A 13,153-nucleotide genomic window follows, 5' to 3' on the forward strand; every position below is an offset into this window, starting at 1 on the left:
TTAACAACGTATAAATTTTGGTGTTGTTTTTGTTGAAACATTAATTTTTGTTAAACACTATAAACTAAAGAAATGAAACTTTTGATGATGTCCCTGATAGCTGTTGTTTTAACGGTCACTGTTCATGCTCAATTTGGAGTTAAGGCCAAAAAAGTAGATGAAATATTTCTTAAATTGAATAAAAAGCAAAACTTTAACAAAGGGAGTAAGTTTAAATATACTATTTGTGCTAGAATGAAAAATGGAAAAGTGAAAGAGTTGTCCAATAATTCTGGTGTGGAAATTTATGGTGAGGGCATAGAAAAACGAGGGAGAAATGAATTATTAATTTTAAAATCCAATGATTGCGAAAAAGAAACTTACGTCCTCAACTATAGTTTTACAAAGGGAGATTATTTCTTTAAAGGAAAAGATAGCGTTCAACTCAATTATCGAGGCCGTGTTTTATGTAATTTTTCTGGTGCTGATGGGAAAGATGGGGTTGATGGAAAGAAAGAAAACCTAATTGAACGTTCAATTAGAGGCCGTGACGGCGATGATGGTTATCAAGGGGGGAATGGAGAAGATGGTAATAGTGGTCCCTATCTTAAAGCTTTTGTTCGTAAAGATTCGTTGTCAGACTTCATACTTATAGATGTGTTTAATTTAGATAATAATCAGTTGTATTGTTATAAGACTACAAGTCTTAGTAATGGAATCACCTTTTTTGCAAAAGGCGGGAAAGGTGGAAATGGAGGAGATGGAAGCGCTGGTCAGGATGGTAGAAATGAAGTTGAGAAGAATAATGGAAAAATTAAGCGTTCAGGAGACGGAGGAGATGGTGGTAACGGCGGAAGTGGTGGAAATGGAGGAATAGGAGGTGTTGTTGAGGTATATGTTCATCGGGGGGTAGCAAACGATGCCAAAAAAATTATTGTTCAAAACCAAGGTGGAGAAGGAGGGAAACCAGGTAAAGGTGGAGCAGCAGGAGAAGCTGGTAAAAACATAGACGGATCTGTTTCTCAACAAAATGGATTGGTTGGTGTAACTGGAGTAACAGGTGTTGTTGGAATGGTAGGCGAACAGAAAATATTACGAGTTGTAGATGATCTTAATTTTAAGTTGTTTTAAATGGTTTTAAGAATATTGTTGAGCATTTTTAGACGTAATAGGGTGATTGAGTTTGTAGAGTAAGAGCGCAATGTGTTCTGGAGTTTCTTGACAATTATTTTGTACCCAATTTTTAATAATAGCCATAGTTCCACTCTCTTTGTATAGGTATTGAGGAGTTTGATTTATAGCTCTATAATAAAAAACATTTCTTGCTGTTTGTAATAGCTTATTGATTGTTTGATTTTGATGTTCTTGAGAAAATGCAAGCTTAAAAAATCGGAAGTGTATTTGAATTGTTTTACAAACTTCATATAATCGCTCTTTTCTAGTATAAGGCTTTTTTAAGGTAGAATGAATTTCCTTAATTAATTGTTCTTCGATTTCTTTATATAAATCCACGATAGCGTCATAATGGCTGTAAAATGTATTTCGATTAACGCTAGCTTTTTTACAAAGTTCAGTAATAGAAATAAAAGTTAATTGCTTTTCTTCCATTAGTGAGAGCAATGCATTTTTTAACATCAATTTGGTCACCTTTACTCTTTGATCCATTTTATCATTTTTTATGTAAACGAACAATTAGCTAAAGAATTGTTCGATAAAATTCAAATGCTGCTATAAATGTATTTTTTTTCATCAAATAGAACTGTTGCTTTGAATCAAAAAAAATATGAAAAAGTTTATTATTGGATTGTTGTTGTTGGTTTTGTTAATCGTTATCTCTTCATTCTCTATGACAAGAGAAAAGCAAAAAGTTTCTATTACTGTTAGCAATATAAAAAAGCAAAACGGAACCATATATGTTAGTGTTTTTCAAGAGCAAAATTTTTTGGATAAAGGAAAAGAAGTCGTTAAAAAAGGCTTCAAAGTGAATACAGAAAAAGCAAAAAAGCTAACGTTATATTTGGATCCTGGAACCTATGCTATTGCCATTTATTATGATGCAAATAATAATAATAAATGTGATTTGAATTTTTTGGGAATCCCTACTGAACAATACGCTTTCAGTAATAATTTTCAACCTTTTATGAGTAGTCCAAATTTCAATGATTGTGCATTTACTGTCGGTGAAAAAGAGGAAACGTTAGGGATAAGACTGTTAAATTAATTAGTTATGAACGTTTTTTTTAGATGATTTAACTTCCCTATTTTAAGCACTTTAACATTTATTAAGAAACTTTGGAAACAAAAATCACAAAAAACGTTTCCGAAATAGTAATTGTTTCTATCTTTGCATTCGATAACTGAAAATTCATTAGTTATGAAAAGTGAAAAAGAAGCAGAAATATTAGAGAGTGCAGGTGAGTTATTTAAACGATATGGAATTAAAAGTTTAACAATGAGCGATATTGCTCGCGAGTTAAAAATATCCAAAAAGACCTTGTATAAGTTTGTTACCGATAAAAATGACTTGGTTGTTAAATCCATGTCAATCGTTTTAGATAAGCAAGAGTGTGAGTTTGAAGAAATCAGTGCACAAGTGGAAGATCCAATAGAGGAGTTAATTCAAATTTCTCAATTAGCAGAAAAGCATTTAAAATCAATACATCCTTCTGTAATTTTTGATATTCAAAAGTTTCATCCTCAAGCGTGGGAGCAGTTTGAATGTCATAAAGACAATCACATCTATCTATCTGTTATGGATAATCTTGAGCGAGGGAAGAAAAAGAAAGTTTACAGAGAAGAATTAAATTCAGCCATCATAGCTAAATTGTTTATTTCTCGTTTTGACATTTTATTTGATCCAGATATTTTCCCACATACTGATTTTGATTTGGCAGCAGTCAATAAAGAGATGATGAGTTATCATTTACATGCGATTTTAAGTGAAAAGGGTAAAAAGCAATTAAAAGAATACAATTTTTAAACACACAATAATAAACACAAAAACACATGAAAAACAATTTTTATGCCATCCTGTTTTTACTCTTGGTAAAGTCCTCGTTTAGTCAACAGAGCTTTACTTTAAAACAGGCTCAAGATTATGCGCTAGAGCATAATCAAGAAGTGCTTAATGCAGATTTAGATTTGCAAATAGCCGAGAAAAAGGTTTGGGAAACCACAGCATCAGGGTTACCCCAAATATCAGCAAAAGGAGAGTTACAAAATTTCATCGACATTCCAACAACAGTTTTACCAGCAAATGCTTTTAATCCTATGGCTCCTGCAGATGAGTTAGTTGGGGTAAAGTTTGGTACTGATTACAATGTAACTGGTACACTTCAGGTAAGTCAATTGTTATTTAGTGGAAACTATTTAGTGGGATTGCAGGCAGCAAAAACATACACTAGCCTGAGTAAGCAGATGAAAGATAAGTCTGAGCAAGAGGTGAAAAGTAGTGTAGCCAATGCTTATTACACTGTACTTGTTTTACAAGAAAATGTGGTGACGTTAGATTCTACATTGTTAAAAATGAAAGAATTGTTGAAAACAACACAAATTTTGGTAGATAACAAGGTAATGGAGTCTACCAATGCCTCTCAGCTAAGATTATCAGTGCTTCAAGTTGAAAATGGAATTACAAAAGTGAAATCTCAACTGGAGGTGTCATATTCTTTATTAAAAATGGAAATGGGAATGGATTTAACCACTGCAATCACATTAGCTGACACTTATGCTGATATCACCAATAGTGCAGCAAATTATGCTGATGAGAAGTTTGCTAGTGCTAATAATATTGATTATCAATTGTTGGAAACGCAGTTAAAGCTTAATGAGCTAAGTTTAAAAAATACAAAGGCCAATTACTTACCGTCTTTAGCCGCTTTTCTGTCGCACCAACAAGTTGCAATGAGAAATGATTTCGACTTTTTTGATGGAGATAAAGATTGGTTTCCTACTACTGTTTGGGGATTAACATTAAACATTCCAATTTTTAGTAGTGGTCAACGAGCTTCTCAGGTGAGTCAAGCTAAATTAGAAGTTCAAAAGACAGAAAATACCATGGCACAACTGGATAAAGGGCTACAATTGCAATACATTCAATTTTCAAGTCAATACAACAGTGCTAAAGATGCTTTTGAAACACAACAACAAGCTGTAGCCGTAGCTAAAGAAATTTTAAACAGTACAGAGATTAAATACAAAGAAGGTGTTGTCTCAAGTATGGAGCTAACGCAGGCACAGAACCAGTTATTACAAGCTCAAACAGATTTAACAAATGCTGGCTTTGAATTGATTAAAGCAAAATTAGATTTAGATAAATTATTCAACAAATTCAATCAATAAGATTAAAACATAAAAACACTAAAAAAATGAATACAAATTATAAAATAGCATTGATTCCTATAGCTTTTGCATTGTGGATGACAAGTTGTGGAGAACCATCTTCTCTTGATCAATTAATTGCTAAACAAACAAAACTAGAAGGAGAAATTAAGGCTAAGCAAGGAGAGCTTAAAGAGGTTGAGGGACAAATAAAAGAAATGGATACAACTCAATCAAACGATGTTGTTTATCCAAGAGTTTCTATTGTGAATTTAAAGACAAGAACTTTTAACCACTTTTTTGAAATCCAAGGATCTTTAGAAGCTGAAAAAAATGTAATGGTAGTGCCTGAAACAGGTGGTTTAATTAAATCATTACCAGTAAAAGAGGGACAGTATATTTCTAAAGGGCAGACGATAGCAACTTTTGATTCTGATGTAATCGCTTCAAATATAAAAGAATTAGAAGAGCAATTAGAATTGGCGAAATACATGTACGAAAAACAAAAGTCTTTGATGGATCAAGGTGTAGGAACTGAGATTAACTTTAAACAAGCTGAGGGACAATACCAATCTTTGCAAAAAACGTTGAATACATTAAAAACTCAAAAAGGAAAATTCGTTTTAAAAGCTCCTTTTTCTGGGTATGTTGAACAAGTGTTTCCTGTTGTAGGAGAAATGGCTGGGCCAGCTAGTCCGATTATTCAATTAATAGACTTGTCTAATATGAAAGCTACAGCAGCAATTTCTGAGGCCTATTTAAAGAATTTAAATGGTAATAACTTAGTTAATGTTTATTTCCCAGCATTAGATAAAGAGCTAAAAGATTTAGAGGTAAAGAGAATAGGGAAGTTTGTTAATCCAGTAAATAGAACCGTGACTCTAGAAGTCAATATTCCTAAAACAGAAGGAAATATGGTGCCTAATTTAATGACAGTCATGAATGTAAGAGATTACAAAAAAGATTCAGCAATTGTAGTCCCTTCTAGTGTAATCCTTAAAGATGCCAACCAAGAATCTTATGTTTATGTGCTAGAGAATGGTAAAAAAGCAGTTCAAACAAAAATAACTACAGGACAATCATATAAAGGAGAAACAGAAGTGTTAGCTGGATTGTCTAATGGAGATGTGGTGATTGATAAAGGTGCTAGAAAATTAGTTGACGGTGATATAGTTACTGTTGTAGAATAATTTAAAAGTATAAACTATAAACAATGGGAGTTCTCATTGTGTAAATACATGTAAAAAAATGGACAAAAAGTCTTCAAATAATATGTTAGATAACATAAAGGAGTTTGCCTTGTCGACCCTTTCTGTTAATAATAGAAAAACTGTTTATCTTATATTGGCTATAATTCTTATTGGAGGTATTTCTTCGTATATGAATATGGCAAGAGAGAGTTTTCCTGAGGTACAAATCCCCGAGATTTATGTAAATGTACCTTATCCTGGAAATTCCCCTGATATTATTCAAGATAAAATAATAAAACCTCTGGAAAAGGAGCTCAATACAATAAAAGGAGTAGAAAAAATTGAAGCTACTGCAATTCAAGATTTTGGAATAGTAAAAGTTGAATTCGATTTTTCAATTAAACCTGATGATGCAAAAAGGTTAGTAGAAGATGCACTTACAGATGCTAGAGGTGATAAAGATTTTGCTCAGGACTTACCCGTAAATCCAACTATTGCTAAAATGGATTTGAGTGATATGCCAATCTTAAATATTAATATATCAGGGAATTATCCTGTTCAATTTTTAAAAGAGAAGGCAGAATACCTTAAAGATAAAATTGAGGGGCTTCCTGAAGTTAATGCTGCTGATATTAGAGGTGTTCAAGAACAAAAATTAAAAGTTGAAATTCGTAAATACGATGCAGAAGCAAAACAAGTAAGCTTTAGAGATATTGAAACCGCTATTCAAAATGATCATTTAGCTGTAGGTGCTGGAAATTTAAAAGTCGATGGAATAGATCACTTTGTTATTATAGACGGCAAGTTTAAGAGCGAAGAAGCGCTTAGAAATTTGGTGGTTAAACACGAAGGAGCTGACGATGTTAGGCTATTTGAGGTTGCAGATGTTTCTTTTGGAGATACGGATACCGTAAGTTATGCACGTCAGAAAGGAAATCCAGTGGTAATGATAGATGTAAAGAAAAGAGCTGGAGCAAATATCATTGATGCTATTGATGGAGTTAAAGCTGTTGTGGGAGAAGCATGGGGAACAGAAATTCCTAAAAAATCTATTGATATCACTTTAACTAACGATCAATCTAACCAGATTCGTTCTCAAGTAAGTAACCTAGAAAACTCAATTATTTTTGGAGTTTTACTAGTGGTAGGAGTTTTATTATTCTTTTTAGGATTAAGAAACTCATTGTTTGTTGGTGTAGCCATACCTTTATCGATGTTTATGTCTTTTGCTTTCTTACATGCAGCAGGTGTAACGTTAAATGTTATGGTACTCTTCTCGTTAGTATTGGCATTGGGAATGTTGGTGGATAACGGAATTGTTGTTGTTGAAAATGTTTACCGTTTAATGGAGGAAGAGGGTATGAATAGCTTCCAGGCAGCAAAGAAAGGAGTAGGTGAGGTCGCTTGGCCGATTATTGCTTCTACAGCTACCACATTGGCTGCGTTTGTGCCATTGGCATTATGGCCAGGTATCATGGGTGAATTTATGAAGTTTTTACCGATTACTTTAATGATTGTATTGGGGTCTTCTTTATTTGTAGCATTGGTTATTAATCCAGTTCTAACAGCAGTTTTAATGAAAGTAGAGCAAGCCATGCCTAACAAAAAACGTTCTTTAATTGTTGGTATTTCTACTTTAATTTTGGCAATAATGTTTTATGTATTGTCAGATCTTCTAATGGGAAATATTTTTATGACAATCGCCGTTTTTGTTTTATTAAATACATTTGTCCTTATTCCACTTTCAGTAAAATTTCAAGAAGCTTTCTTACCTTATTTAGAAGCAAAATACAGAAATACGTTGAGGTGGGTGATGAAAGGGAAACGTCCTATTTGGATTTTCTTTGGAACATTCGGAATGTTGTTTTTCTCTTTCTTTTTAGTTGGAGCGTTTCCTCCAAAAGTATTGTTCTTTCCAGATAATCAACCCAATTATTTGAATATTTTTATCGAACATCCAGCAGGAACCGAAATTAATGTGACGAATGAAACAACAAAAGAAGTAACAGCAATAATAGAAAATGTTTTAGCTGAAAATACAGTTGAATATCGAGGAGATGAAATTGCTTACATCGATTTGGTAGATGTTGTGAAAGTAAAAGAGAATGGAAAGGTTGTTGGTTCTGATACAATTCATTTTGTAGAATCTATTATTGAACAAGTAGGTAAAGGGACATCTGATCCAATGGAAGGGCCATCGTTTGGAGAAACACCACATAAAGCAAGAATTACAGTGTCATTTTGTGAATTTTCACATCGTAAGGGAGCGAATACTTCTACAGTGATGGAAAAAATACAAGCAGCTTTGAAAAACTGGTCGTATGCTGATGTTAAAATTGTTGTAGGTAAAGAAGCGAATGGACCACCACAAGAACCACCAGTTAATATTGAAGTTTCTGGTTCTGAAAATTATAAAGACTTAGTGTTGGCAGCAGAACAAATACGTGTATTCTTGGACAAAAAACATACTAAAGGTGTACAGAAGTTAACAACTGATGTTGAGCTAAATAAAGCAGAAATAAGAATTGATTTAGATCGAGAGTATTTAAGAAGAAATGGGATGTCAACCGGACAGATAGCTTCAACAATACGTACAGCTCTTTTTGGTAGTGATATTGCAACTTACCAAAAACCTAACGACGATGAATCTTATGATTTGAATTTAAGATTAGGTTCAAAGTTTAGAGGAGATATTGATGCACTATTAGATCAGAAAATCATGTTCATGAACAATAGAGGTCAAAAGTTAAATATCCCTATTCGTTCTGTTGTTAAGGATGTAAGAGTAGAGTATAATAATAGTTCTATAGAAAGAATTGATTTGGAAAATATTGTAACGGTTTTCTCCAATGTAGACCAAGGAGCTAATCCAAATGAAGTTGTAGATCAATTAAAAGCAGAAATGGAAGAGTTTGATTTGTCTGAAGCTGGAAAGCAGTTTAAAGAAGCAGGATTCGAATATGAGTTTACTGGTCAGCTCGTTGATCAAGAAAAAGAAATGAGCTTTTTGAGTTCGGCTTTGTTAATTGCTGTATTCTTGATTCTTTTAATCATTGTTATGCAGTTTAACTCATTCTCAACACCATTAATTATTTTATTCTCAGTAATCCTAAGTTTAGTAGGAGTATTTATGGGAATTGTAATTACTAGGGATGATTTTGTAATCATGATGACAATGATTGGTATCATATCATTAGCAGGAATTGTTGTAAATAATGCTATTGTATTAGTAGATTATACCAACCTATTGAGAATGCGTAAAAGAGAAGAGTTAGGAATGAAAGAAACAGACCTACTTTCTAATGCTGAAATTGTAGATGCAATTATTCAAGGTGGGAAAACTCGATTGAGACCTGTATTGTTAACAGCAATTACTACAATATTAGGATTGATTCCATTAGCAACAGGAATGAATATTAACTTCTTTACACTATATACAGATTTGGATCCACAAATATTCTTCGGAGGTGATAATGCGATATTCTTTGGACCTATGAGTTGGACAGTTATCTATGGATTAACGTTCGCAACGTTCTTAACTTTAATCGTTGTTCCGATTATGTATTATTTATTATACCGTTTTAAACTTTGGATTTATAAAGTGTTTAAGTGGAAAATGAAGATTAATTTATAAACTAAACAAGGAATATAAATTAATAGAAAAGCCATTAAGATCAGTTCTTAATGGCTTTTTGTTTTTTAACGTTGTGGAGGTCGACCACCACCAGGTCCACCATTTCTATCAGGTTTTGGAGCTTTTTCAAATTCTTCTTTACTAATGTATCCATCCCCATTAGCATCAATTTGATCAAAGTCATTGGCTATAGGTCCTTTTACTTCAGATTTGGATAAAAGGCCGTCGTTATTGGTGTCCATTTCAAAGATGTTCGGACGTTCTCTCTGCGCTTTGTTTTGAGAGCTTCTAGGGGTGCTTTCATCATAAGTAATTACTTTATCTTGCGTACTACATGATATCGCGAATACGCCAATAAAAAATAAAGGTAAACAAGTTGTTGATTTCATGATTTATATTTTAACATTGTATCTTTATAGACGCTGTTTAAATATAAATCCTGCTGTATTTTATTGATAAAGTTCTAAAAGCCCCTCAGGAATCTCTAACTGAATGGTTTGGTTAGGTTTATCTACTTTTAAAATGTGGTTGTCATTAAAAGGGAGTAATGCTTCTTTGTTGTTAATAGAAACAGAGACTAATCTATTGGCTGAGTTGTCTATTACCTCAATAATTTGACCCACAACTTTATTTTGTGCATCAGTAATTGTAAAGCCAATAATCTCGTGGTAGTAAAATTGGTCATCATTCAACTGTGGGAGAGAACTTAGCGGTAAGAAAGCTTTTTTATTGGTAATACTTAAAGCTTCATCTTCTGTGTTTATTCCCTCAAATTTTACACGAAGGCTTTGTGTTTTTTGAACTTTTCTTTTTTCTATAAAAAAAGGAACTAATTGTTTATTTATTTCTAGAAAAAGGTGTTCGATATTATAATAGTTCTGAGGTCGATCAGTGTCTAAAAATAAAATGACTTCTCCTTTAAAACTATGTATTTTAGTGATGATTCCTAATTCAAAACAATCGTCTTTTTTCATTTGTTAAGGTTGAATGTGTATATAATATTCAATAAAAAAGACCGAACATGTTCGGTCTTTTTTATTACAATCTTAAGTATCAAAATTTTTTATTCTTCTTCTTTTGATTCTTCTGGAGCATTTTTAGCAGCTATTTCTTTAGCTTTAGCTTCTTTAACAGCTTTTTCAGCTTCTAATCTAGCAGCAGTATTTGCTTCACTTGATTTAGCTAAACCATCTTTTTTCGCTTGAATTTTAGCTTCTTTTTCTTTAGTCCAAGCTTCAAATTTTGCTTCAGCTTGCTCTTCAGTTAAAGCTCCTTTTCTTACTCCTACTAATAAGTGCTTTTTGTAAAGTACACCTGTGTACGATAATAAAGCTCTAACAGTATCAGTTGGTTGAGCACCTTTCATCATCCAATCTAACGCTCTATCAAATTTAATGTCGATAGTTGCAGGGTTAGTGTTTGGGTTGTAAGTACCAACTTTCTCGATGAATTTACCATCTCTTTTAGCTCTAGCATCAGCAGCTACTAAATGATAAAAAGGTTTTCCCTTCTTACCGTGTCTTTGCAATCTTAATTTTGTTGCCATTTTGTTTAATTGTTTTAAAAGGATCCTAAATCCTGTTAATTAAAAATTATTTGTTCAGCCTGCAAAATTAATAAGAAAATTGAATTAATCAATACCCAAAAGCATCTTTCTAACGAATTATTACAACATGCCCTGTATATTCATGGGTAATATTGCTATAATCTTTTACTATATACTTGTAAATATAGGCGTCTATAGGTACTTCCTGCCCGTTTTCAGTTCCATCCCAAAATGCTCGAATACTTGATGATTCATAAATAATTTCTCCCCAACGGTTAAAAATATACATTTGAGATTCTTTAATTCCTACAAATGAACCTTTAAATATATCGTTGACTCCATCTCCATTTGGAGAAAAAGCATTCGGAACATAGCCAAAATATTCTGGGTGAACAGTAAATGGTTTAACAATGGTGTCTGAGCATCCTAGCGCATCAGTAGCCACTAAAGTAACTTGGTATTCACCTTCTTGGGTATAGGTGTTTGTGGGGTTGGTAGTTGTAGCATATTCATTGTTATCAAAGTCCCAATAGTAAGTAATGGCATTTTGAGATTGATTACCAAAATAAATCGGTAAGTTTTCAATGCCTTCTAATGGAGAAGTATAAAAATTGGCTGTAGGTTTCTTCGTTGTAACTAATACAGAATCTCTAATATAATAAGTGTTACATGAATCGTATACATTTACATAAAAGTACTGCGATGTTTCAGGCGATACTTCTACTTCACTGGTTGTTTCATTATGGTCCCATTCGTAGCGATAATCTCCTGTTCCACTAGTTGCAATTACGCCAACAACAGCGTCTCCAAACGGACATATTGTAGTATCTCCATAAGTAGTAGTAGATAGTGTATCTCGTATGATATCAATAAATACAGTATCGTGATCTTGGTTCCCACATTCATCGGTAGCTGTAATAACATAGTAATGGTCAACTAAGGTTTGGACAGTTGTTGCAGCGGTGAACGTATTATTGGACCATGAATAATTGATGTTTCCTGCGCCTCCAGTAGTAGAAGCTGAAATGTCGATGGGCGAATTTGGGCAATAAACAGTTGTATCATTACTCGCTGTTACAACTAAAGGTTCGAAAATAGCAACTGTTAAGGTTACACTGTCAATTACAGATTGTATACCGCAAGCATCGGTTACAGTGACCACATAGGTTGTTGTATCCGTTGGACTTGCCAGAATGGAAGAAGTATTGTCTCCAGTATTCCAGCTATAGTTGTATGCTGGAGTCCCTCCTGAAACGATAGGTTCAAGGGTAATCGAATTTCCTGTGATACATGATAGTTCTTGATCATTAGGCATGGTGAGTGATAGAGGAGGTTGGTCGACAATTTGAAGAGTCGTTGAGACAGTTGTTTGTTGGCCACATAATCCACTATATGCCATGGTAATGGTTAATGTCTCAGTTCCCTCATTTAAAGCATCAGCTATGGTCTGTAATGAAAGGCTCGTTGTTGCTTGTCCTGGTTGAAAAGTAACAGTATTGGGTAAATTAGAATAATCGATTCCATTAGTTGCGCTTCCAGAATAATTGATTGGGTAAGTTTTACTGTAAGCAATTGAGTCTGATCGGGTAAAAGTCACAGTGGCATCTGAACAACCTTCAAGGAGTTGGTTAGAGTTAAGGTTTCCTAGTGAGTTCACTTGTGAAGAAGTCTGCATAGGTAATGGACTTGTAAAACTTCCCCCTTCTAGAAATACACCTGAGTCGTAAGAACCATCACCAACATCACATATTGCAATTTTGATATGGTAAGTTTGTCCACACTGAACATTAGATGTAGCAGTTAAAACTGTAGTAAAGCCATCATACTGAACAACAGTGCTATTGTTGTTTTGAGGAGAAGAATTGCCATCTCCATTATTAATATAATAACTGCTATTACTATTCGAATTGACATTATCTATGGTAACTGGTGTAGAGGTGCCTGGAACAACAGCTATATTTTGACTCCCAGAAATTCCAGGTCCGCTAATCCAAAAAGCAAAAACATCATTGTACCCTGCATTGACGAATTCTGGATATTCATCTGAACCAAATACATAATTAAAAGAGACAACACTTCCTGTAGCGTCAAAATCAAATTCTAAAATAGCCGCATTGTGTGTGGAGTTGCCTCCTGCATAGGCCGCTAATTGTCCATCGCCTGGTTCATTGTTGTCTATCCCTGCACTAGCTTCATCATTCGGACCAAAAGGCCCTTCTTGAGCTCCAAAAAGAGAAGTTTGATTACGTACAGTACCAGTAGTCATAATAATACCACTTGATAAATTGATGTTACAGTTGCTACCATCAAAATAGCCTATGGCGTCGTTAGAACCGGTATAAGTAATATTGTATGCATTAACACCAGAACCTAATAACGTATTTTGAACAAGATTATTTGGGGAGACATTACTGTTGGTAACCAACTGAGCATGCGTTGCTAAGGAGGTTATAAAAACTAACAGTATCGTCAAATAATAATTCA

The 13,153-nt window shown here is 33.6% G+C and carries 11 protein-coding genes; 6 read left to right on the forward strand and 5 right to left on the reverse strand.

Annotated features, from left to right (window positions below; all coding sequences use genetic code 11):
• The first annotated feature begins 84 nt into the window (after positions 1-84).
• On the forward strand, positions 85-1,110 hold the full coding sequence (locus N4A35_09150; GenBank protein MCT4581570.1) for a hypothetical protein: 1,026 nt from the start codon (positions 85-87) through the stop codon (positions 1,108-1,110).
• A 6-nt stretch (positions 1,111-1,116) separates the two neighbouring features.
• On the opposite strand, the gene N4A35_09155 is transcribed toward N4A35_09150, so the two are convergent.
• Entirely contained in the window at positions 1,117-1,644 is a 528-nt protein-coding gene (locus N4A35_09155) for a TetR family transcriptional regulator C-terminal domain-containing protein (GenBank protein ID MCT4581571.1), read from the reverse strand.
• A gap of 118 nt (positions 1,645-1,762) precedes the next feature.
• On the opposite strand from N4A35_09155, the gene N4A35_09160 reads away from it, so the two are divergent.
• The 5 genes from N4A35_09160 (at position 1,763) to N4A35_09180 (ending at position 9,123) form a co-directional block, all read left to right on the forward strand.
• On the forward strand, positions 1,763-2,200 hold the full coding sequence (locus tag N4A35_09160) for a DUF2141 domain-containing protein (protein MCT4581572.1): 438 nt from the start codon (positions 1,763-1,765) through the stop codon (positions 2,198-2,200).
• A 153-nt stretch (positions 2,201-2,353) separates the two neighbouring features.
• Positions 2,354-2,959, forward strand: coding sequence for a TetR/AcrR family transcriptional regulator (locus N4A35_09165; GenBank protein MCT4581573.1), 606 nt, complete (start codon positions 2,354-2,356; stop codon positions 2,957-2,959).
• A 26-nt stretch (positions 2,960-2,985) separates the two neighbouring features.
• On the forward strand, positions 2,986-4,320 hold the full coding sequence (locus N4A35_09170) for a TolC family protein (protein ID MCT4581574.1): 1,335 nt from the start codon (positions 2,986-2,988) through the stop codon (positions 4,318-4,320).
• A 26-nt stretch (positions 4,321-4,346) separates the two neighbouring features.
• Positions 4,347-5,489 carry an efflux RND transporter periplasmic adaptor subunit gene (locus N4A35_09175; protein MCT4581575.1) on the forward strand — a complete coding sequence of 381 codons (1,143 nt, stop codon included), beginning with the start codon at positions 4,347-4,349 and terminating at the stop codon, positions 5,487-5,489.
• Positions 5,490-5,571: 82 nt separating this feature from the next.
• A complete protein-coding gene (locus N4A35_09180) occupies positions 5,572-9,123 on the forward strand; it encodes an efflux RND transporter permease subunit (GenBank protein ID MCT4581576.1) in 3,552 nt (1,183 codons plus the stop codon).
• 65 nt (positions 9,124-9,188) lie between these two features.
• Here N4A35_09180 and N4A35_09185 read toward each other — a convergent pair whose 3' ends face one another.
• The 4 genes from N4A35_09185 to N4A35_09200 form a co-directional block, all read right to left on the reverse strand.
• On the reverse strand, positions 9,189-9,512 hold the full coding sequence (locus N4A35_09185; GenBank protein MCT4581577.1) for a hypothetical protein: 324 nt from the start codon (positions 9,510-9,512) through the stop codon (positions 9,189-9,191).
• A 60-nt stretch (positions 9,513-9,572) separates the two neighbouring features.
• Positions 9,573-10,097: a ribosome maturation factor RimM gene (gene rimM, locus N4A35_09190; protein ID MCT4581578.1), complete on the reverse strand. Its 525-nt coding sequence runs from the start codon at positions 10,095-10,097 to the stop codon at positions 9,573-9,575.
• An 89-nt stretch (positions 10,098-10,186) separates the two neighbouring features.
• Positions 10,187-10,669, reverse strand: a complete 483-nt coding sequence (locus tag N4A35_09195; GenBank protein ID MCT4581579.1) for a 30S ribosomal protein S16 — start codon at positions 10,667-10,669, stop codon at positions 10,187-10,189.
• A gap of 109 nt (positions 10,670-10,778) precedes the next feature.
• On the reverse strand, positions 10,779-13,142 hold the full coding sequence (locus N4A35_09200; protein ID MCT4581580.1) for a choice-of-anchor L domain-containing protein: 2,364 nt from the start codon (positions 13,140-13,142) through the stop codon (positions 10,779-10,781).
• Positions 13,143-13,153: the final 11 nt, after the last annotated feature.

The sequence above is a fragment of the Flavobacteriales bacterium genome, from assembly GCA_025210295.1.
Taxonomy (GTDB): domain Bacteria; phylum Bacteroidota; class Bacteroidia; order Flavobacteriales_D; family Parvicellaceae; genus S010-51.